Origin of the sequence: Moorena bouillonii PNG (genome assembly GCF_001942495.1) — a bacterium.
Classification (GTDB): Bacteria; Cyanobacteriota; Cyanobacteriia; order Cyanobacteriales; family Coleofasciculaceae; genus Moorena; species Moorena bouillonii.
In genome coordinates this window covers 5,130,903-5,152,664 of the sequence record NZ_MKZS01000001.1, presented here as the reverse complement: position 1 = coordinate 5,152,664, position 21,762 = coordinate 5,130,903, and the positions used below count along the sequence as shown (strand labels likewise).

17 protein-coding genes are annotated in these 21,762 nt (G+C 44.5%); 9 read left to right on the top strand and 8 right to left on the bottom strand.

The window, feature by feature from the left end; genetic code table 11:
• Positions 1–19: 19 nt before the first annotated feature.
• On the top strand, positions 20–838 hold the full coding sequence (locus tag BJP37_RS20875; RefSeq protein ID WP_075901650.1) for a squalene/phytoene synthase family protein: 819 nt from the start codon (positions 20–22) through the stop codon (positions 836–838).
• Positions 839–1,082: 244 nt separating this feature from the next.
• Here BJP37_RS20875 and BJP37_RS20870 read toward each other — a convergent pair whose 3' ends face one another.
• Positions 1,083–1,229 (bottom strand): CAB/ELIP/HLIP family chlorophyll-binding protein, encoded by a 147-nt coding sequence (locus BJP37_RS20870; protein WP_070394076.1) that lies wholly within the window; start codon positions 1,227–1,229, stop codon positions 1,083–1,085.
• A 229-nt stretch (positions 1,230–1,458) separates the two neighbouring features.
• Between BJP37_RS20870 and BJP37_RS20865 the strand changes: the two genes are divergently transcribed.
• The 3 genes from BJP37_RS20865 (at position 1,459) to pyk (ending at position 5,089) form a co-directional block, all read left to right on the top strand.
• Positions 1,459–1,659, top strand: a complete 201-nt coding sequence (locus BJP37_RS20865) for a hypothetical protein (protein ID WP_075901648.1) — start codon at positions 1,459–1,461, stop codon at positions 1,657–1,659.
• Positions 1,660–1,661: 2 nt separating this feature from the next.
• The gene (locus BJP37_RS20860; protein ID WP_075901646.1) at positions 1,662–3,038 is read left to right on the top strand and encodes a PQQ-dependent sugar dehydrogenase; all 1,377 of its coding nucleotides are present in this window, start codon (positions 1,662–1,664) and stop codon (positions 3,036–3,038) included.
• A 269-nt stretch (positions 3,039–3,307) separates the two neighbouring features.
• On the top strand, positions 3,308–5,089 hold the full coding sequence (pyk, locus tag BJP37_RS20855) for a pyruvate kinase (protein WP_075901644.1): 1,782 nt from the start codon (positions 3,308–3,310) through the stop codon (positions 5,087–5,089).
• A gap of 370 nt (positions 5,090–5,459) precedes the next feature.
• On the opposite strand, the gene BJP37_RS20850 is transcribed toward pyk, so the two are convergent.
• On the bottom strand, positions 5,460–6,125 hold the full coding sequence (locus BJP37_RS20850) for a hypothetical protein (protein WP_075901642.1): 666 nt from the start codon (positions 6,123–6,125) through the stop codon (positions 5,460–5,462).
• Positions 6,126–7,068: 943 nt separating this feature from the next.
• On the opposite strand from BJP37_RS20850, the gene BJP37_RS39705 reads away from it, so the two are divergent.
• From BJP37_RS39705 to tkt, 4 genes are all read left to right on the top strand, one after another.
• On the top strand, positions 7,069–7,224 hold the full coding sequence (locus BJP37_RS39705; protein WP_158069694.1) for a hypothetical protein: 156 nt from the start codon (positions 7,069–7,071) through the stop codon (positions 7,222–7,224).
• Between the two features lie 193 nt (positions 7,225–7,417).
• A complete protein-coding gene (acpP, locus tag BJP37_RS20845; protein WP_143727717.1) occupies positions 7,418–7,681 on the top strand; it encodes an acyl carrier protein in 264 nt (87 codons plus the stop codon).
• A 63-nt stretch (positions 7,682–7,744) separates the two neighbouring features.
• On the top strand, positions 7,745–8,995 hold the full coding sequence (gene fabF, locus BJP37_RS20840; RefSeq protein WP_075906326.1) for a beta-ketoacyl-ACP synthase II: 1,251 nt from the start codon (positions 7,745–7,747) through the stop codon (positions 8,993–8,995).
• 383 nt (positions 8,996–9,378) lie between these two features.
• Positions 9,379–11,385 carry a transketolase gene (tkt, locus tag BJP37_RS20835; RefSeq protein ID WP_075901638.1) on the top strand — a complete coding sequence of 669 codons (2,007 nt, stop codon included), beginning with the start codon at positions 9,379–9,381 and terminating at the stop codon, positions 11,383–11,385.
• Positions 11,386–11,442: 57 nt separating this feature from the next.
• Here the strand turns inward: tkt and BJP37_RS43755 are convergent, their stop codons facing one another.
• Both BJP37_RS43755 and BJP37_RS41975 read right to left on the bottom strand, forming a co-directional pair.
• The gene (locus BJP37_RS43755) at positions 11,443–11,565 is read right to left on the bottom strand and encodes a hypothetical protein (RefSeq protein ID WP_269087038.1); all 123 of its coding nucleotides are present in this window, start codon (positions 11,563–11,565) and stop codon (positions 11,443–11,445) included.
• 447 nt (positions 11,566–12,012) lie between these two features.
• Positions 12,013–12,225 carry a hypothetical protein gene (locus BJP37_RS41975; RefSeq protein WP_143727716.1) on the bottom strand — a complete coding sequence of 71 codons (213 nt, stop codon included), beginning with the start codon at positions 12,223–12,225 and terminating at the stop codon, positions 12,013–12,015.
• A gap of 581 nt (positions 12,226–12,806) precedes the next feature.
• Between BJP37_RS41975 and sds the strand changes: the two genes are divergently transcribed.
• Positions 12,807–13,778, top strand: a complete 972-nt coding sequence (gene sds / locus BJP37_RS20825) for a solanesyl diphosphate synthase (protein ID WP_075901634.1) — start codon at positions 12,807–12,809, stop codon at positions 13,776–13,778.
• A 402-nt stretch (positions 13,779–14,180) separates the two neighbouring features.
• Here the strand turns inward: sds and BJP37_RS20820 are convergent, their stop codons facing one another.
• The 4 genes from BJP37_RS20820 to BJP37_RS20805 form a co-directional block, all read right to left on the bottom strand.
• A complete protein-coding gene (locus BJP37_RS20820; RefSeq protein WP_075901632.1) occupies positions 14,181–15,686 on the bottom strand; it encodes a mechanosensitive ion channel family protein in 1,506 nt (501 codons plus the stop codon).
• Between the two features lie 237 nt (positions 15,687–15,923).
• A complete protein-coding gene (locus tag BJP37_RS20815) occupies positions 15,924–18,071 on the bottom strand; it encodes an adenylate/guanylate cyclase domain-containing protein (RefSeq protein ID WP_075901630.1) in 2,148 nt (715 codons plus the stop codon).
• A 580-nt stretch (positions 18,072–18,651) separates the two neighbouring features.
• Complete coding sequence (locus tag BJP37_RS20810) at positions 18,652–19,737, bottom strand: M23 family metallopeptidase (protein ID WP_198954131.1); 1,086 nt, start codon at positions 19,735–19,737, stop codon at positions 18,652–18,654.
• A gap of 199 nt (positions 19,738–19,936) precedes the next feature.
• Positions 19,937–21,250, bottom strand: coding sequence for a homoserine dehydrogenase (locus BJP37_RS20805; RefSeq protein WP_075901628.1), 1,314 nt, complete (start codon positions 21,248–21,250; stop codon positions 19,937–19,939).
• Between the last annotated feature and the right edge of the window lie 512 nt (positions 21,251–21,762).

Here is a 21,762-nt window from a genome sequence, read left to right as displayed (position 1 = left end):
CGATGAGAATAGTAAAGTCATGCAACTATGTAAAGATGCCTTAGGAATTCTCAAAGAAACTAGTCGAACTTTCTACATTCCAATTAGTTGTTTACCAGGAGGGTTACAAGAATCGGTTGCTTCTGCATACTTGTGTATGCGTGCAATTGACGAAATTGAAGATAATTTTGAGCTTGATAACCCTAGGAAGGCTTCACTGTTGCGAAAAATTAGTTTCGGTCTACAAGGTATAGGTAATGGATTCAGTGCCTCGGAATTATCTTTAGCCTTGAGTAAGCACGAACAGCCACTTCCAGAAGTAAGCATTCGGATTGGTGAATGGGCAATGCTAGCACCGGAAACCATTGCACCTCGCATTTGGGAAGCTAGCGCAGCTATGGCAGATAGAATGGCAGCTTGGGCTGAATGCGGTTGGGAAATTAATACAGAAATGGATTTGGATGCTTATACTTATAGCGTTGCTGGCTCTGTAGGATTGTTACTTTCTGATTTATGGGCTTGGTATGATGGTACCCAAACTAACCGTAGTTATGCAGTTGGTTTTGGTCGGGGTTTACAAGCAGTCAACATTCTACGTAACCGCTCTGAAGATTTGACAAGGCAAGTGGATTTTTTTCCCAACGGCTGGAGCCAAGAAGAGCTACACAAATATGCTCGGAGAAATCTCTCTTTAGCTGATGCTTACACCAATGCTCTCATGAAGAATAGTCCAGCCAGAAATTTTTGCCAAATTCCCCTAGCATTAGCTCATGCCACCCTTGATGTTTTAGCCCTCGGACAATCTAAACTAACCCGCAGTGCAGTGATGGGTATTGTTGAGCAATTAACAACTAAGTAGATCGGTATAAAAGTGTTCTATTTTATTAGGAATAGTTAAGCGATCGCTTAAGAACAACACACTGTCGTTTTTATTGCTGAGCTTCAATGGGGGTAAACCCTAGATTGTGTAAGGCTTTCAGTGACTGCGATCGCAATCTTTGTCAGAAATGCAGGTATAGCGCTTGCGATATTGCTTCCAATATTGAGTAGAACACAAATCAACTCTAGGGGCGCACACCGTGCGCCCAAGTGCTTATGGCCGATTACATCAGACCTAGTTGTTGCAGAATGCCGTTACCAGTCAGCAACTCGGTAGCCAAGCCAATGGCGAAACCAAGCATTGCCAAACGGCCATTCCAGGTTTCAGCAAAGTTGGTGAAACCGAACTTAGATTCTTGCTCTTGAGTCATTGTTATAGATCTCCTAGCTCTTTGTTAGCTTCTGTAATATAACTTAACCTATTTTGGAAAAGTTTGCAACATTTATTTATATTTTTATAACCAAAATATGGTATAAATCGATACGCTTTGCCTGAAATAGGGATAACTGGAGGCTATGGGGAGATAGGGTTGAAGGTTAACAGGTTGAAGGTTAACAGGTTGAAGGTTAACAGGTTGAAGGTTAACCGGTTGTTCGCTTGTGGCGTTCGGTGTAGGGTGGGTTGTTCCCGTAGCGTGGCCTTTTGGCCAAGGTTCTAAGCAGCAACCGGCAACACCTACTAACCAGCAACCGACTAACCTTCAACCGACTAACCTGATAACTTGCAACCGCAATCAAGTAATACCTTTGATTGCTACTTGGTCAGTTAAGATCAATCGCAATATCACCCTGTGCTCCTGACCATGAACTGCCCACGTTTCCTGATCCTGCAACTGCTGATGACTACGGTAGTAGCCTGTAGTTCAGCCAGTACCTCAACTCAAGCACCTGCTGCACCGATTGTACAAAAGTCGTCGTCTGAAGAATCTCCCCAAATTGCTCAGGCACCTACACAAACAAATGCTTTATCCACAAAAACCCTAATCGATACGAAACCCCTGACACCCCAACCGATTCAAATTACCCTGAATGATTTACCCCAACCCTTTGCTACTACTAGCGCCTCTCGACCTCCAAAAGTGGTAGCAGTGCCATCCAACCCAAGCCTAAAAGTACCAGCGGGTTTCCAAGTTAACGTATTTGCTGATGGATTAGACCGTCCCCGCTGGCTAGCACTTACTCCCACTGGGGATATCTTGGTCACAGAAACTCGGGCAAATCGTATTCGTTTATTGCGTGACAGCAATGGTGATGGAGTGGCTGATATCAAAAAAACCTTTGCTAGTGCCAGTAATGGGTTAAATATTCCCTTTGGCATGGCGTTTGCTGATCAATACTTTTTCTTGGGCAACACTAATGCTGTAGTCCGATTTCCCTACACAAAAGGTCAAGAGCAACTCACTGGCAAAGGTCAAAAAATTGCTGACCTTCCTGGTGGTGGCTACAACCAGCATTGGACGCGCAATGTGGTAGTGTCTCCCAACCTCAACAAAATCTACGTCTCGATTGGTTCACGGTCTAATGTCGATCGGGAACCCCTACCCCGAGCATCGGTACAGGTGATGAACCTGGACGGCTCAAACCAACAGACCTTTGCCTATGGCTTACGTAATCCTGTCGGTCTCGACTTTCACCCAATTACTGGTGAACTTTACACTACTGTCAATGAACGAGATCTGATCGGAGATGACCTAGTTCCTGATTACTTTACCCGCATTCGCCAAGGGGAATTCTATGGTTGGCCCTATGCCTATTTAGCCCCCCATCTCATCGATCCCCGTCAAACCCGCAATGGTCAAAGCATCAAACCTGAACTGGTTGCCCAAACCCGAACTCCCGATGTTTTATTCCAATCGCACTCAGCAGCACTAGGATTACAATTTTATGATGGACAGACCTTTCCAGGAAAGTATCGTAACGGTGCCTTTGTAGCGTTTCGTGGTTCTTGGAATCGTAACCGAGGCACCGGTTACAAGGTTGTCTTTATTCCCTTCAAAACTGATAGACGACCATTAGGCTACTATGAAGATTTTCTGACCGGTTTTCTGATCGATTCCTCAGGACCAACCACTTGGGGACGTCCAGTTGGTTTGCTGGTGCTAAAAGATGGCAGTCTGTTAGTCACAGAAGAAGCCAACAACCGAATTTACCGGATCCAATACCGCAAAAGTAACCCGTGAAGTACCCTCGACTAAGCCGGAATATCTTATTGATTACAACTTGATTAGAACAAAAATTTTTTGCCTGGAAATTCATCCCCTACTAACCGGACTTAGTGTAGATTGGGGAATGTTTACCGAATCTTATTAAACCTGGCTTGGTACTAATAACTAATGACTAATGACAAGTCTTTGTAAAGATATTTAGGAAAACTTAATATCAAACAACAAACAGTAATGTGCCATGCTAAGGTGTTGTTCGGGAAACCCACCTAATCCCTTTCACGTTTATGCAATCGCCAAATTCCCTACGTCGGACAAAGATTGTCGCCACAATTGGCCCTGCGAGCAATAGCCCAGATGTTCTCAAGGCACTAATTCAAGCTGGTGCCACCACTTTACGACTTAACTTTTCCCATGGCACCCACGAAGACCATCAGCGCAATATTCGCCTGATCCGCCAGACGGCCTTTGAACTTAATCAGCCTGTGGCGATCCTGCAAGACTTGCAAGGACCGAAAATTCGCTTGGGGCGGTTTGAAAACGGTTCCATTGTTGTTAACAATGGCGATCGCTTCACCTTAACCAGCAAATCCATGGTTGGTCAACAGGAAATCAGTTCAGTTACCTACGAACCCCTAGCTGACGAAGTGCCTGTAGGAGCCACCATCCTATTAGACGATGGCAAAGTTGAAATGCGGGTCGATGAGGTAGACCGAGAGCAACGAGCCTTGCACTGTACCGTTATCGTCGGTGGACCCCTCTCAAATAACAAGGGAGTGAACTTCCCTGGTGTCTACCTATCCATCAAAGCTCTAACCGATAAAGACCGACGAGATTTAATGTTTGGTTTGGATCAGGGTGTGGATTGGGTAGCACTCTCCTTTGTTCGTAATCCTCAGGACATATTAGAAATCAAAGAACTGATTAACAGTGCTGGCAAGCAGGTACCCGTCGTTGCCAAAATTGAAAAGCATGAAGCCATTGAGCAAATGGAGGCAATTATCTCCCTGTGCGATGGAGTGATGGTTGCTCGGGGTGACTTAGGGGTAGAACTGCCAGCAGAGGATGTACCAATCTTACAAAAGCGACTGATTGCCTCAGCCAATCGACGGGGAATCCCAGTCATAACTGCCACTCAAATGTTGGACAGTATGGTTAACTCACCGCGACCAACTCGTGCAGAAGTTTCTGATGTAGCTAATGCTATCCTTGATGGCACTGATGCAGTCATGCTCTCTAACGAAACAGCTGTTGGTAAATACCCAGTAGAAGCCGTAAAGACCATGGGTACGGTTGCGGTTCGCATTGAGCAAGAACAGATTATCGGTCATGCTCGTGACACCAGCCGTTCCATTCCCAATGCTATATCCCAGGCAGTTGGTCACATTGCGGAGCAGTTAGAGGCAGCAGCCATCATGACTCTGACCAAAACCGGTGCTACAGCCCGGAATGTATCTAAATTCCGACCCCAGACTCCCATATTAGCAGTAACACCCCATGTAGATGTGGCTCGACAACTCCAGCTAGTTTGGGGGGTCAGACCTTTGTTAGTCCTGGATTTACCCTCAACTGGTCAGACCTTCCAAGCCGCAATGAGTGTGGCTCAGGAAAAACAGCTTCTAACAGAAAGAGATTTGGTCGTCATGACGGCGGGGACAATCCAAGGTGTGGCTGGGTCAACAGACTTAATTAAAGTAGAAGTAGTCAAAGCAGTTTTGGGTCAGGGAGTTGGTATTGGTCAGGGATCAGTAAGTGGTGTTGCTCGGGTGGCTGGCACTGATGGTGATTTACCTAACTTCAACCACGGAGAAATCCTAGTCGCTCCTTCAACCAATGCCAAATTTGTGGAAGTTATTCGCAAGGCAGCAGGAATTATCACTGAGGAAGATAGTATAACTAGCCATGCAGCAGTGATTGGCTTACGCTTAGGTGTGCCAGTAATTGTGGGGGTGAAGAATGCGACCCAATTGATTCGGGATGGGGCAATTTTGACTCTGGACACACAGCGGGGTTTAGTTTATTCTGGTACTCTTGGGGCTAGCCCCAGTGACGGATTACTAATGACGTGAATAAATTCTACTATACCCATAACCATTGTGTATTTTGTCTTGGCTATTGCCTGGTTTTATTTGTATGCTCAAGCATCACTTAACTATAAAATATTTTGTGGTACTATTTTGCTACTAACTTAACCTGGTAGAGTCAATATTTTGGAATTCGTAATTGGTAAGATCAAGTCCGGTTAATCACTTATAAAATGGTTGAGCCTATGCCCATGAATTTAAAATTGTTAATTGTTAATTGTTAATTTTCAATTTTCAATTAACGAAAACCCCAGAATTATAAGTAGTCAACCGGACAGGATATTACTCATGACCGTAACTGTCCTGCTTTAAGCTTGTAGACTGATCAAAATTTATCATCAACACATCTTGGTTTTTACATCTTTAGTGCTTCGATTTCCGTGAGTAGGGATTGAGTTTCAATATGCTTCTGCCTCAGTTTACCTGCCAAGATGTTTTTTTGATGATTTATTTGTTGTTTTTCTATAGCCAGGCATTGATTTTCAGCCCTCTCCAACTCAAGTTGCCTTTCTAAGCATGCTTTGTCCCATGCCAATTGTTTGTTTTGTCTGAGGAGTGATTTAACTTCCGTCTTGACTTGGTTTAGCTCCACAATTATTCCTTTGGTTTTCTGTACCATCAACTCCCAGGCTTGATAATCCCAATTTGAAGTTTCTACTCCCCCATCAAGCTCTTCAAGAAAAGCCTGCTTTTCCAGCTCCAGCCGTTCAACCCTCTCTTGCAGTGAGACATTTTTCTTATGGAAGCTCCTTAAGGAGTTATTAACTACAATAAACTTATTGATTATCCCAATAATTTGCTGATGACTTTCTTTGAGTTCATATTCCAGCCACTTAATTTTATCATTAGCCAAATTAATATCTTGTTCAATGGCTTCATAGTTATTTAAACTAAAAAAAAACCAATAGATTAATAAGTTTTGGATTTGATTGCTATCTTTGAGAGTATGATTTTTTGGGTTAAAATCATAAATAGCTAATAAAAACCAGCTGAATAACCAAAAACTGAGACTTGAATTCATGAGAGCTTCGTTGTAAAGTAATTACATCACTTTTAGCATCAACGTGACCTAGCACGACAACCGTGTAAATACATAATTAAGCTAACTGAGTTAACTCATTCCAAAACTCATATTACGAGCAATTTTACCTAAGTCGTGTATTTTGAAAAGCTCCTCTTGATAAAACAAATTTTTTTTACTGCTGCCCTTTTAGTAGAGATTGGTTAGTTAGCCCATAAACTAATACCAATTATTCAAAATAGGACTTATAGATGCAGATGGTCAGATGCTTAGATGCTCAGATGCTTAGATGCTCAGATAAAATAAATGTGTACCCTTGTCAGCACTAAGAATTGGGATAACCTAAGAATTGGGATAACCTAAGAATTGGTAAAAGTACTATATTAAGATTGGTAGAAGTACTGTATTAAGTATTCATACTGATACTAAGCTCGACTTAATGGATTTACGATGGGCGATCATGGGCGATCGCAACTCCGTAAAACCCATAAGCATTAGGCTTTTTGACTCTTTAAAGGTGACTAAGATACCCGATATGCAAAGAGTCTACCGCTCTGTTTAAGGAAGGCTTGAGAAGTCAGCTTCCCCCTACTCGTTTTTTTTATAAAATTTTGTTTCATTAGCTTGACAAAAATAAACAACAGCTGAAACTTTCTAATACCGACCATCGTGAATTAACAGGGTGAGCTCCGATGCCGAAATTCTGCCCATGAAGCTGTAACGGGGTGGATCTCATTGTCTTGATGCAGCGCGGTCATGGAATTTCCCCCATGACCGTAATGGTGCGTTTGACCCGTAATTTAATTCGCCACGGCACCTCTATATCGCTTTTGCAGTTTGACCTGGTGGTGCGTTATGGGAGGCACTGTCCCAAAACTGGCTACAGCTTGCGTCTTGGCGAGCTCGTCTTCTGTGCGCACCATTAGCAACTTTTTTACAAATAATGAGATGCACCCGCTCTAACGTGCTGGGCCAACTCTCGGAAGGCAACGGTCATGTCAGGTCAAAGCAGCAGCAGTTTGGCGAGGTTTGGTGTACAATTCCTAAGGATGTCTCTAGGTCAGCTATGGAATTGTGGTTCCAACTAAGCAGTTCTTGAGTGTTGAGGACATTGATATATGATGAGACGGGGAACAAAGGCACCAAAGCCTTTGATGATTAAGGGAAGTGGTGTCATGCCAAACAAGCATTATTACCTATCTACAAGATCAGACCTCTTTCGGATAAGATCATAAAACCCCTAAAATCAGTAAGTACTGCTTGAGAGGTTATAGCTAAAAAGGCTGAGGAATATATATATGAGCGAAATTTTCGATAAAGTTAAGGATATCGTTTCAGAACAGTTGGACGTTGATGGGGAGGAGGTTAAGCCAGAAGCCAGCTTTGCCAACGATCTGGGCGCTGACTCCTTAGACACAGTTGAATTGGTGATGGCCTTAGAAGAAGCTTTCAATATCGAAATCCCTGATGAAGCGGCGGAAAAGATCGACACTGTTCAAAAGGCTGTGGATTACATTGAGGAAAAAGTAGGAGCAGGAGCAGAAACTCCAGCTTGATCAGCCTGATTCATTACCGCAAGTTCTGCGTTCACGGTCGATAAGCCTAGTTTTAATGGCATGATGACAAACTTTGAGAAAAAACGGGTCGTTGTTACAGGTCTCGGTGCAATTACGCCGATAGGCAACACTGTGGCTGAGTACTGGGAAGGGTTGTTAAACGGACGCAATGGTATTGGTTTAATTTCCTTATTTGATGCCTCCAAGCATGCTTGTCGTATTGCTGGCGAGGTGAAGGGCTTTGATCCCCAGGACTACATGAAGCGTAAGGAAGCAAATCGTATGGATCGCTTTGCTCAATTTGCGGTTTCTGCCAGTAAGCAAGCATTAGCTGATGCCCAGTTTGAGATCAATGACCTGAACGCAGAACAGGTCGGTGTAATGATTGGCACTGGCATCGGTGGTCTGAAGGTACTGGAAGACCAGGAAACAGTTCTTATTAAACGTGGACCTGACCGCTGTAGTCCGTTTATGATCCCGATGATGATTGCTAACATGGCAGCTGGTCAAACAGGAATTCATACGGGAGCCAAGGGACCCAATAGTTGCCCAGTTACTGCTTGTGCCGCAGGGTCTAATGCCGTAGGCGATGCGTTTCGCTTAATCCAGCGAGGCTATGCCCAAGCCATGATTTGTGGCGGTGCTGAAGCGGCGGTGACTCCCCTAGCAATGGCTGGGTTTGCATCAGCACGAGCTTTATCTACTCGTAACGATACTCCTGAGTCAGCTTGCTGTCCTTTTGATATCGCTCGCAATGGCTTTGTGATGGGAGAAGGTTCTGGGATTCTGATCCTAGAGGAACTAGAACACGCCGTCAGTCGTGGAGCAAAAATTTATGCCGAAATCGTCGGCTATGCCATGACCTGTGATGCCCATCACATCACATCCCCTGTACCAGGTGGCGAAGGAGCAGCAAGGGCTATAGCACTGACGATGAAGGATGCTGGGTTGACGGCCGAACAGGTTAGCTACATCAATGCCCACGGCACTAGCACACCTGCTAATGATAAAACCGAAACAGCAGCGATTAAAAAAGCCCTAGGAGACCATGCCTATAAAGTAGCAATTAGCTCCACCAAATCTATGACAGGTCATTTGTTGGGAGGGTCTGGTGGCATTGAAGCAGTGGCTTCAGTGATGGCAATTGCCCATGACCAGATTCCACCAACGATAAATTTGAACAACCCAGACCCTGAATGTGATTTGGATTACGTACCCAATTCTAGTCGCCAGCAGATGGTAGAAGTAGTGCTATCCAATTCCTTTGGGTTCGGCGGTCATAATGTAACCCTAGCCTTCAAAAAATACCGGTAAAGTGGGAATAAAGTTTGAATGGTTAACGGCTTACTCCGTAGGAGAACCAAAAGGGTAGCCTTTATATTAGGGTAGGCATTGGGTGAAGGTAGCTCAAGGAAAAAACTAGTAGTTACAACTACTAGTTAATGATATTTACTGAGTAACCCATATTCCCACCCACGCTTTATGGATTGTTTTCATCCTTGATGCTTCATCCTACCCTACAAGGGAAACTATCCGGCGAACATCCTTCATTCTGAGCCAATCCCTATCTCTTGCTGATTGATCCCGGTAATGGGATTATGAGAAAGTACCTTTGGGTCAACCGAGAGCCACCCTTGTTTGAACTCAGACAAATTCTTGTTAGACCATAGTACACACATATCCATTAAACAGAAATTATGGCCGTTGCAACCCAGTCTCTCGAAGAACTTTGCATCAATTCCATCCGCTTCTTGGCGATTGATGCTGTAGAAAAGGCCAAGTCTGGTCATCCTGGGCTGCCCATGGGGGCGGCTCCTATGGCATTCGTGCTTTGGGACCGTTTTATGCGGTATAACCCCAAAAATCCCAATTGGTTCAACCGCGATCGCTTCATCTTGTCGGCTGGTCATGGCTGTATGTTGCAATACGCCTTACTTTACCTAACTGGCTATGATGGTGTAACCATAGACGATCTTCAGCAGTTCCGCCAGTGGGAATCGGTCACCCCTGGACACCCAGAAAACTTTGAAACCGATGGGGTTGAAGTCACTACTGGTCCATTGGGACAGGGAATTGCCAATGGTGTGGGTTTGGCAATGGCAGAAGCTCACTTAGCTGCTAGGTTCAACAAACCGGATGCTACCATTGTCGATCATTACACCTACGTCATCCTTGGTGATGGTTGCAACATGGAAGGGGTGTCTGGTGAAGCCTGTTCTTTAGCGGGTCACCTAGGACTTGGCAAACTCATCGCCCTCTACGATGACAACCATATTTCCATCGACGGCTCTACGGACTTAGCCTTTACTGAGGATGTGGGTAAGCGCTTTGAAGCTTATGGCTGGCACGTCCTACATGTAGAAAGTGGTAACACTGACCTTGAAGCTATCAATGATGCCATAGCAGCAGCCAAAGCGGTAACAGATAAGCCGTCTTTGATTAAGGTAACCACCACCATTGGCTATGGTTCTCCTAACAAAGCCAATTCACATGCTGTCCATGGTGCAGCTTTAGGTGGGGATGAAGTGGAGGCCACTCGCAAACACCTGGGATGGGAATATGAACCCTTTGTAGTTCCAGATGATGCTCTCAACCATTTACGGAAAGCTGTGGAACGGGGTACGGAAGCGGAAACTGCCTGGAATCAAACCCTAGCTGATTACAAAGCAAAGTATCCTGAACAAGCAGCACAATTTGAGCAAATTACCAGTGGCCAACTCCCGGAAGGATGGGAAAAAGCCCTACCCACCTACACGCCGGAAGACAAGGGAGTAGCAACCCGTAAACATTCTCAAGCCACTCTCAATGCACTTGCCCCCGTACTGCCTCAATTGATTGGTGGTTCAGCTGACCTTGCTCCCTCCAATCTCACTTTATTGAACATATCTGGGGATTTCCAGAAAGGGCAATATGAAAACCGGAACCTACGCTTTGGCGTCCGGGAACATGGTATGGGAGCGATTTGCAATGGCATTGCCCTTCACAACTCTGGCTTGATTCCCTATGGAGCCACCTTCCTGATTTTCACCGACTATATGCGGGCAGCAATTCGCCTGTCGGCTCTATCAGAAGCTGGGGTAATTTGGGTAATGACCCACGACTCGGTAGCCTTAGGTGAAGATGGTCCGACACACCAACCGGTTGAAACCATTGCTTCCCTAAGGACTATACCAAATCTGGTAGTCCTTCGACCTGCTGATGGCAACGAAACCTCTGGGGCTTATAAGGTAGCTATTGAGCGTCGTAATGCTCCAACTCTCCTCGCCTTTACCCGACAAGGTCTACCTAACCTAGCTGGTAGTTCCATTGAAGCCGCGACCAAAGGGGCTTACGTCCTCTCTGACAGCGATGGCACTCCTGACATTATCCTGATTGGTACTGGTAGCGAAGTGTCACTGTGTGTCCAAGGGGCTGAGCAGTTGCGAGAAGAAGGGAAGAAAGTCCGTGTTGTCTCCATGCCAAGCTGGGAACTTTTTGAAGCCCAGGATGAAGCCTATCGGGAATCCGTCTTGCCCAAAGCAGTGACCAAGCGCCTCGGGGTCGAAGCTGGTGTCAGCTTTGGTTGGTGCCGTTACTTGGGTACCGAGGGGGATATGATTAGCATTGATCGCTTTGGTGTTTCTGCTCCCGGTGGCGTCGCTATGGCAAAGTTTGGTTACACGGTTGAAAATGTAGTCGCTAAAGCCAAAGCCTTGTTGGGATAATTAAACCAATATAACCCCTAATTCTACCTAACTGAACTAGGGTAAACATTTCCATGGTCATGGGAAACCAAGACTAATGCTTGTTATAGTGGCATAGGGAAAAACGGAGAGTTTCTCCTCTTCCTTTCTGCCACCACCAGGGCTATTTCGTTTACCGTTGGGCTCCCCCACAGAAGCCATTCTAGGGCAAGTCCAACTTGATAAACAAAGTCTGCGTGGTGATCTTCTAACGGTCGTAGCCAAGCACAGAGGCTATAAAATTTGTGGGATTAGTTTGTGTAGCCCAAGAATAAATTCTCCCTTAGGCCATTAGCCTTGGGGGTAAAGTCTAACTTTACCCCCAAGGCAGTATCAGTCCTGATGATGCCAACCTTGTATATTGGACTATCGCTAAGAAATACTTGACTCAGCAAGTAGACCATGACAAGTCAAAATCTCATAGTCAAACAGATCAACACAGAAAGTGGTCATAACTATTTGCGTTTATCTGTTTTTGGGTAAACTCAGAATCTGTGCGCGACAATCTGGTAATGTAAGCGCCATGTTTCAAGACTCTTCCTACCCAAGCTAGCCCATGGGAAGTTGAAAAATCGCCGATGAATAGGCTACGGGTTATGCTGGAAGATATTAACTTTGAGACCTTTGAGACCATCCCTTAACCGTATTGACCTCGGATGCTGACTCAGTTGGCACACGAGTAGCCAAGGCGTTTTTAATGGGATTAGTAAAGTACCTTGGAGAACGTTGAACACGCTGGGCTAGTGTTAACAGCACATAGATTGTGATTAAGTAGCCAGTAGCTAGCAGGGGGATCATTAACGACATATCAATGTATAACATAAGAGTGAACAAGAGACAGGTAGATGCAAATTTCTAGAGAAATCTGCTGCAAAGCAATCCTAAAACCTTACAGTTCTAATGGTTTTAGGATATGGTTGCGGATAATAAGGTATAGGATACAGGTATTTAGCGCAATTTACCCTAACCACCCATGCCTAGGTAACTCCTGATCTTAAGGTGAGAATTATCTCGACTTAGGCTCCCGATTAGGCAACTCTTGGTGGTTATGTCTGCTTTACAAGTTGACTCAGTAGAGATACTGAGATATAGACGGGATAGAGAGGCTTGTCTTGCCTAAGCCAACATCTTTACTATGGTGGGATCACCGAATTTAACTCTCCCCTTACCACATTTGGAATTCAGTATGTTAAATCTTTTAAACCCTCAATTCTCAGGATAGCACAAAAATCCTGGGTAGCCATACCGAGATCGGTACAGACTTAACAAGTCTATACAATTACTCATATTTCCTTCCAGTTATGCCATAAACTCAACAAAATTTTCCTATCGGGGACGGTTAGCTTAGAATTAAGAAAGAAATATGTAAACTTTCGTAACTAACTTCTGAGTCGGCTGATCACATGACCTCAGTGACCTCCCTTTTTGCTTCCGTAGAAGCAGATCTGTATCAATTGAGTGAAAACTTAAAAAACCTGATTGGTGCCAGTCACCCAATCTTATACGCTGCAGCTGAACACTTATTCGGAGCTGGGGGAAAGCGGTTACGACCAGCCATTGTATTGTTGGTCTCACGGGCAACGATAACCAACTCCAAGATTACCCAACGTCATCGCCGTCTAGCAGAAATTACTGAGATGATTCACACGGCTTCTCTGGTGCATGATGACGTGATAGACGAGTCAGAGGTACGCCGCACCGTACCTACTGTTAATAGCTTGTTCAATAACCGAATCGCTGTGCTAGCTGGTGACTTTCTGTTTGGTCAATCTGCTTGGTATCTGGCTAATCTGGATAACTTAGAGGTAGTTAAGCTACTCTCTGAAGTGATTAAAGATATGGCAGAGGGAGAAATCCAACAAGGACTGAGTCGATTTGACACCACGACAACTATAGAAGGCTACTTGGCAAAGACTTATAACAAGACAGCTTCACTGATGGCTAATAGTTCTAAAGCAGCAGGATGTCTAAGTGGTGTTTCAGATCAGGTAGCCGAAAATTTATATCACTACGGACGTAATTTGGGGTTGGCGTTTCAGATTGTAGATGATATCCTAGACTTTACAGCATCGACAGATGTTTTAGGTAAGCCTGCAGGGTCAGATTTAGTAAGTGGAAACCTCACAGCACCAGTTTTATTTGCCCTCGAAGAAAAACCCTACCTAGAGGTGCTCATAGAGCGAGAGTTTGCCCAGCCGGAGGATAAAGAACAAGCCTTGGCACTGGTCAGGGAGAGTAAAGGAATTCAGCGATCGCGGGAAATGGCTGCCAAATATGCTGAGGCAGCAGTTAAAAATATATCAGTGTTGAAACCCTCAGAATCCAAGCAGGCTCTGATTGATCTGAGCGACTATGTCTTGAGTCGCTTATACTAGAACCTTAGGGATTCCAGTATTAAGCATGGCTTGGCATGAGTAATGGGTAACTAGGTAATGGGTAATGGGTAACTAGGTAATGGGTAATGGCTCAGCAGTAATGGCTCAGCAGCAATTACAATTACCAATTATCTTGTTACCCATTACCGATTATTACTGAAATGCTTTATGGGTAAGTATTTTTAGCGCTAAACTCCAGATAAACTTGATTTATGCAATCAGCAACATAGACTGGGATCCCACTGATGCTGCCCCGATTAAACTGCCTTAGTAGTCCAGTCCCCCTTTATTGCTTATGGGAACGCGCCCCGCGTGACCTACGGTGAATCGCGTAGCGTGGCCATTCCCGTAGCGTGGCCCAAAGGCCAAGGCCAATCGCATCATGAGGGATTGATAGTCAACTTAACCTTGACTTGATAACTCCGCACCATTACTAGATGCAAGACTGGATGCAAGATTGACTTGTTTCACCTCATCTATCGCTTTCCGTCGTGCTTCGATAATTTGACCGATTTCACGGGCAAGACTTGGTGTACTTTCTATCATCTGATTAACCAGAGCTGAATAAAGCGCAATAGTTTGCAAATCTTCCACAACGGATACGGATACGGAGCTTGGTTTGCCGCTAAACAGTGCCATTTCCCCAAAAAACTCACCACTTGACAGAGTCATCACCTCCTGTTGTTCACCATAACTATCTTTGACGGTGATTACAGCTTTCCCAGCAATAATAATGTACAAAGCATGACCAGGATCCCCTTGACGAATCACTGTTTCTCCCACACCGAAATGTTGTAGGACTGCTCCTTTCGAGAAATTCTCCAAGTTCTTTTGCTGTTTAGCTACAGGAACAAAGACAGGTATTGACTTCAGGCTCTCGGTAAACTTCGTCAAAGTGCTATCTGCCTGATTAGGTTCACTATCGAGTTTACGGAGTCTATAGATCGGAATGGTAGGTCCAAGATTGTTGCGTTGGGCTGCATACCAGATACGGGTCATCAACTGTTCACGGATTTTGGGGGCATCCTGATAGTCTTCGATACAAAACCTAACCTCATAGTTACCGCGATAGTCGTTATATTCCATGGTGCGGATCTCTGGGGAAGGATCACTCAATATCCCTTCTGTGGCCAGTGCTGTTTCTTTTAGTACTTGCTTAATTAGGTTGGGTGGATCATCACTGTCGAAGTCAATCCTAAAGGTTTCTACATGAATCCGTTTCGGTTTGCTGTAATTGAGGACTATTTCTCCCCCAAGTACCCGATGGGGAATAATAATCATGTCGTCTGTGCGGGTTAACAGGTGAACAGCTCGCCAATTCATATCAATGACCTGACCAACTTTGTCTCCAATCTGCAACCAATCACCGACTTCAAAGGGACGAGCGAACAGTAGGGTAATGCCAGAAAAGACACTACCCAGAGAGTCCTGAAGGGCCAAGCCGATCACAATAGAACCCACACCCAAGGCAGTAGCCAGACCAGCGAGGTCGGCTCCCCAAACTCTCGATAGCACAATGGCACCACCAAGGGCTACCAAAAAAAATCTTGACAAATCTAGGAGTAGTTTTGGGATCCGTGCTCGCCATGTATTTTCTCCAGCGGCTTCAAACAACACCGAATTGATTAGAGACAGAGAGGCGTCTATAACAAATATCCAGACCAGGGTCTCGACAAGCTTGACAAGATTGTTGTCCAGGTCTAATTCAAGCACATTTTGGATAAATAGCAGGAATACTAAGACGGGTAAGACACGGTTACGAACTAGGCGGAGCGTAACTGCTAGAGGCTGACCGCGTCTTTGTAGACGATGAGTAATTTCTGTGAGAATAATTACTAGGATCGGGAACCCTATCCCTAAGGCTATTGCCCAGATAAACCAATCGTTTTGCCATATTACTTTGCTCATCAAAACAATCTCCTTGTCCCATTCTTTTACTATCCCTTGAACAAGAGGGTTAACTCTCTGAACAAGTTTTCATCCCCCACGGGATAATGCTCGCGCGGGGGTTCTTAATTTTGTGTATTATGGTAATCTGAAAAGAATGTAATCAAGTCTAGTTTGTTCAGTTACCAATTCCCTATTAGCAATTCCCCATTACCCTTGGGTCTTTAATAATTGGAAAAAACTGGGCAAAGCCTATGTCTAAACTGTTGAACCTACTAATTCCTGTGCAGTTTTTAACAACCAAGCTTTCTGCTGATTTTTACCATTAGGTGTGATGTCCTCAGCCTGCTCAAAGTCGTAAATATCATGGAGACTGTTGTAGACATTTTGAGACACTAATATAGCTCCCGTTGGGCAGTAAAACATCAGCTTATTGGCAACATTGACTGTATCGCCCCAAACGTCGTACACAACTTTTTCTCGACCTACAATACCAGCAACAATATCTCCGGAATGGATACCGATTTCAAGGTCTAGGTCAAATCCTCGTTCATGACTGAATCTGTGGGTCAATGCTAGTATTTCTAAGCCAAAATCTACCGCACGTTTTTGATGGTCTATATGTAAGATTGATAATCCACAGACTGCCATGTAATTGTCACCAATGGTTTTAATCTTCTCTATGCCGTATTTTGCCGTGGCTTGATCGAACAGACTTACTAGATCATTAAGAATTGCAATGATTTCATGGGTATCCATGGATCTAGAGAGCTTGCCGAATCCAGCAATGTCGCAGAACAAAACCGTAACATTAGAAACACTCTCAGCAATGTTTGTCTCTCCCCGTTTGAGACGTTTGGCTACGGAGTCGGGAAATACACTTGTGAGTAACTTTTCATTTTCGCGATTTTTCTGCTCGACTAGTTTAGTTTGAGTGCGTAAGCTGCCAACCATTTGATTAAATGACTCAGCTAACTCCCCAAATTCGTCTTCCGAGTCTATATTCACAACCGCATCAACTTGTCCATCCCTCACTTTTCGGGCGCTAGCAATTAAAGTTCTAACTGGTTGGACAAACAGATGGGCGAGCCCCATAGCAAGTAGGGTGATCAGCAGTATGATCAAGGCAGCTGAAACCAAAACTCTCTTTTGAAAGGCGTAAACTGGGGCATAGGCTTCGGCAAGATCCATCTTGGAGAGGATAACCCACTCCAATCCATCGATGTTTAAGGGAGCGTAGGAACTCAAAACTTCAATACCCCGATAATCATTGATAATTTGGGTACCTTCTTGCCCAGCTAAGGCTGCTTTTACAGCTTCTGTCTTGACTGGCTGTTGTAGAATTGATGTACCAAACTGCTCGATTCGCTTCAGGATCTGTTCCTTTACACCCTGTTCTCGCAAGGCTTTACTATAAGCTGTCGGCTCTTGAATTAGGAAACGGGAAACTGATCGCATCAAATAATCGTCTCCGACTAGATAGATCTCTCCTGTATCCCCGAGACCATTACTCTTCCATTTACGGTAACCTGTCATAACATTGTTAATCTGATTAACCGGAAGCTGGAATGCCAAAACACCTATAAATTGGGAGCCGTCATAGATGGGAGCAGCAATAAATGCTACTGGGGCTCCAAAAGAAGGACGGTAGGAATCAAAATCAAAGATCTGCACATAATCCTTTCCCTTGGCTTTTCGGAGGTCGGCTAAGGCGAAAGCCAAGTTACTATCACTGTATGGTCCAGTGGTGAGATTGGTGCCAAAGTCCGTTTCTTTAAAAACTGAGTAGACAATCTCACCGGTTTTAGGATCGATCAGCAACATATCCTGGTAACCAAACTTTTCAACAATGTTGCGAAAAATTGGGTGGTAGCGGGTGTGAATACTACTGTACTCACTCTTGTCTTCTGGATCATCTAGGAGATGTTTCTCCCCAGCTGGGTTGGGGTTCTTGGCGATGTAATAGTACTGGAGGTAACGAGCCGCAGAGGTTTCTGGTAAGTAGGATTCTAATACAGGCTTCCCGTCGCTAGTTTCCGCTAGTTCGGTTAAAAATTCTTTACGGTAGTATTCCTTGAGGGTGTCCTCTAAATCAGTTGGTGTATCAGTTGCTGTCCTAGATTGTTGCAGTTGGTTGTAGGCTGTCTTAAATTCCTGCATCGCCTCGACCACCATTAAGTTTTCACTTAGGGTCTGGGTCTGATAGCGAATATCTTCAAAGTATGATTCTATTTGATCTGCTTTGGAAGCTCGTAGACTGGTTAACTGGTTTGATACTGTTTGGCTCAGATGAGACTTACCACTCCGATAACCGATATAAGCAGTCACGAACAGCGAGCAAGTGCTCAGAGCCAGCAACATAAATATAAGTTTTGACCTGATACTCAAATTGTTGAGAAATCCCATGAACAGCCTCCCTGAACCCGAATTGTGAATGATAATGCCTGTTATCTTGTGTGATCCTCAATTGCCTCACTCCACACCTGAGAGGCTATGGAATTTGAGCTAGTTTCTTCCTGCTCAGGAGTAGGTAAAGAGTTCGACAACAACACCCTTAGAATGTAGGCAGTTGGAATCTTGGCTAGATATTAAGCTATGAAGGGATATTAGATATGGGGGGTTAAACCCCCTAACCTTGCGACAATTGACCATAACTTGAATAGGACTTACGCAAAACTGGCATCTAAACGCGCTTATGGTGTAGCGTTATTAACGCACCCTACAGGGATATAATGCTTTAGTTTATTTATACGTAAGAACTTCAGTTGAAAAAAGTTCGCGGCAAGCACCAGCGAACTCTCGGTCAACTAAGTATTTTTACTCGGATTATATTAGAGAATTTGCGATCGCCTTTGGCGCGGCTTCGCCGATCGCACTCGATAGTTCTTTTGTGCTACAAAATGAAGTGCGGAAAGTGGGTTTATATCAGGATCAGCAATAGCTGACTATTGGATATCCACGATCAATTTGGTCAGCTCAATGCTTACTATGGAGTCATTTTCAAATGCAATTTTGGATCTTGTGCTGCCCAACCCCCAGGGGAATTCAAACGAACCTCAAAATGTAGATGGGGTTGGTTAATGTCAGGATTTCCTGTAGTCCCCACTGTCCCCAATAACTGTCCAACATTAATCTTCTGACCTGGACTGACAGTAGTACGGTTTAAGTGAGCATAGCGGGTTTGGCGTCCTCCCTCATGATTAATCACTACCAAATTGCCATAAGTGTTTTGTGGTCCAGCATAGGCAACTATACCGCTATCACTGGCAAAAACCTGAGTACCTTCCTGTGCCAGTAAATCGACACCAGCGTGAAACTTCTTTTCATCCTCACCAGCCTCTTGCCGCCAGCCGTAATCCAGTCCTATCCGTGCCACAGCTGGTAAGGGATAATTAGTCAATCCCGTGTAGCTATCTACAGTCGGAGTTTCCCTCGTTGCTGTGGGAATACCGATGCCAAGGGAATTCAACCCTGGGATAAAGGCTTGCTTAGAGGGTTTTTTACAACCATTTAACTCAAATAAAACCGCAGCACGGACACCGTAGGCGTCTGCTAAGTCTTGCCAAGTGGCATTCAATGGCACATTCACCAAGATGCCATTGAATGGCGGAATCAAAATCTCTTGCCCCACTGGCATTGACTGCCGGTTTAAGGCTCGATTAAATCTAAGTAGTGTAGCCTCTTCAAGATTGTATTGGTTGGCAATACTCTCGACGGTTTCACCTGCAGCCACTTGGTGGCGAGTTAAGCGAGAGAGCACTGGCGGTGGACAAATATCCTCTATAGTTGTGTTTTGAGTTACTGTGTTTTGTGCCTGTTGTACTGTTTTTACTGTCAGGGTTGTTCGCGTAGCGTGGCCTTTTGGCCAAGGTTGCAGGTTGGCTGGTTGAAGTGTGGAATTTGTGAAATTTAACTGGCTTTGGGATCGCCAACTATCATCTACAGATAAAGAACCAGAATAGGAATCCGTTGTTCCCAAGTTTGAAGTAGCAACAGTTGGGGTCACTAGCCAAAAAATTGTGGAAACAATTGGGAGCCAGCGCACTAGATTCATTGTTAACGATTGAGTCATAGATCAAGACTAGGCCAGAGGTAAACGGTTTCAAATTTTAGACTTCAAGCAAACAACCTAACCTTCGGGAATGGCTATATTTTGAACTTTCCCCGTTCGCGTAGCGTGGCCTTTTGGCCAAGGACTTCCCTCAACCCTCTAAAAGAGTAAACCTTCAACTATTCAACCTTCAACTATTCAACCTTCAACTAGTGAAGCTTTAGAGCACTCTTAAAATGCTAGGAATACTATCCACTGCCTCTAGAGTCCGAATTTCATCTAGAGCCTGTCGGAAGTTCCCTTCACGCACATCATGAGTGACGACCACAATTTCTGCTAAGTTTCCTTGGAAACCAATTTGCACCACAGATTCTAAACTGACATGATGTTTGCCAAAAGTGGTGCCTAAATGCCCAATTACACCAGGATGGTCTTGACTAAGGAACCGTGCATAAAAGCGGGTGACCAGGTCTGAAATAGGAGCAACAGTACAATAGTGCTGATGAGCACAACTAAGTAGAGGATGTAGTTGCTTGGCTTCCCGATCGCTTTTGAGGACAGCAGCAATGTTCAAGATATCCGACACCACCGCACTGGCTGTCGGACCAGAACCTGCACCAGGACCAGAGAAAATCACTTGTCCAATGGGTTCGCCTTCTACCACAATCCCGTTGTAAACATCATTGATACTGGCAAGGGGGTGAGTTTTGGAAACAAGGGTAGGATGTACCCTCAGCTGAATAGTTTCAGACTTTGGGTTATCCCCAGTTGCCATGGGGTCTCGCTTGGCTACAGCTAAGAGTTTAATTACAAACCCCAGCTTCTCAGCATAACCAATATCTGCTGCACTGACCTGACGAATCCCTTCACAGTGGACATCAGATAAATTAATCCGTCCTGCAAAAGCAATAGAAGCTAAAATAGCAATCTTGTCAGCGGCATCTAATCCATCCACATCAGCAGTGGGGTCAGCCTCAGCATATCCCAACCGTTGGGCATCAGCCAGAATATCGCCAAATTCTCCCCCTTCCCGTTGCATCCGGGTCAGGATGTAATTGGTAGTACCATTAACAATGCCAGTAATACTGTGAATACGGTTCACTCCCAATGCCTGTTTGAGGGGTTGAATTACTGGGATACCCCCCCCAACTGCTGCTTCTAACATGACGTAGACTCCAGCCTCTTCCGCCGCCGCAAAAATTTCATCCCCATAGCGGGAAATAACGGCTTTATTGGCAGTGACAATATGTTTACCTTGGGCAATCGCCTTGAGCATAAGCGATCGCGCTGGTTCTAATCCTCCCAGTAGCTCTACTACAATATCTATCTCTGGGTTGGTGACAATTTCTTCTAGGTCAGTTGTCATCAACTCCAGTGGTAGTTGCACTTCTCTGGGCTTATCAAGCGATCGCACTCCTACCTTGGCAATTTCTATCCCTTGCAGTAGTGGGTTACGTCCAGCTGTGTCGAGTAAAATCTTTGCTGTCCCTGTACCAACCGTCCCTAATCCTAATAAAGCAATCTTAAAAACCACAGTATTTATCCTGAATCTATATGCTTGGCAAACATGCGTTCGCTTTCAGCGGGACTTCGTCCATCGCTGAAAGCGTGCAGATCGCAAATCTTTTTCTTTTCTAGCCTACTTTTCGGTTGAACGCGATGGACGAAGTCCATCGCGTTCAACCTACCCACCGGCTAACCCAGGTATAAGGGGTTTCAGAGTTCAGGCTTATCATTAACTAATTCATTAGTTAATGATAAAACCAGCTTATTGTTTATTTTTTTAGTGGATAAAGGTTTCATAATTTAGATGCTTTTGCCCTGCCTTTATAGGTCAACAAAATAGATGAAAATTACTGTTTTTATCCTAAAGTATTTAGTAAACTGTTGTGTCTTAAAAATGCATATAGCGTTTTTAAATTAATTCTAAAAAGGAATTACCGTTTTTTTCATTACCCAAAATAACTCTATATAGCAATTCTTATACCCATGAGGTACAAATCTCTGGTTTTTAGGGACTTCGGAGCAGGGACTTCGGAGCAGGGA

Excerpts from the sequence above, each read along its gene's own strand:
- fabF (WP_075906326.1), top strand. The coding sequence starts at position 7,745 with ATGACAAACTTTGAGAAAAAACGGGTCGTTGTTACAGGTCTCGGTGCA.
- BJP37_RS20810 (WP_198954131.1), bottom strand. The coding sequence starts at position 19,737 with ATGACTCAATCGTTAACAATGAATCTAGTGCGCTGGCTCCCAATTGTT.
- BJP37_RS39705 (WP_158069694.1), top strand. The coding sequence starts at position 7,069 with ATGAGATGCACCCGCTCTAACGTGCTGGGCCAACTCTCGGAAGGCAAC.
- BJP37_RS20820 (WP_075901632.1), bottom strand. The coding sequence starts at position 15,686 with ATGAGCAAAGTAATATGGCAAAACGATTGGTTTATCTGGGCAATAGCC.
- BJP37_RS20875 (WP_075901650.1), top strand. The coding sequence starts at position 20 with ATGCAACTATGTAAAGATGCCTTAGGAATTCTCAAAGAAACTAGTCGA.
- BJP37_RS20815 (WP_075901630.1), bottom strand. The coding sequence starts at position 18,071 with ATGGGATTTCTCAACAATTTGAGTATCAGGTCAAAACTTATATTTATG.
- BJP37_RS41975 (WP_143727716.1), bottom strand. The coding sequence starts at position 12,225 with ATGTTATACATTGATATGTCGTTAATGATCCCCCTGCTAGCTACTGGC.
- tkt (WP_075901638.1), top strand. The coding sequence starts at position 9,379 with ATGGCCGTTGCAACCCAGTCTCTCGAAGAACTTTGCATCAATTCCATC.
- pyk (WP_075901644.1), top strand. The coding sequence starts at position 3,308 with ATGCAATCGCCAAATTCCCTACGTCGGACAAAGATTGTCGCCACAATT.
- BJP37_RS20850 (WP_075901642.1), bottom strand. The coding sequence starts at position 6,125 with ATGAATTCAAGTCTCAGTTTTTGGTTATTCAGCTGGTTTTTATTAGCT.
- BJP37_RS20870 (WP_070394076.1), bottom strand. The coding sequence starts at position 1,229 with ATGACTCAAGAGCAAGAATCTAAGTTCGGTTTCACCAACTTTGCTGAA.
- BJP37_RS43755 (WP_269087038.1), bottom strand. The coding sequence starts at position 11,565 with ATGGCTTCTGTGGGGGAGCCCAACGGTAAACGAAATAGCCCTGGTGGT.
- sds (WP_075901634.1), top strand. The coding sequence starts at position 12,807 with ATGACCTCAGTGACCTCCCTTTTTGCTTCCGTAGAAGCAGATCTGTAT.
- BJP37_RS20860 (WP_075901646.1), top strand. The coding sequence starts at position 1,662 with ATGAACTGCCCACGTTTCCTGATCCTGCAACTGCTGATGACTACGGTA.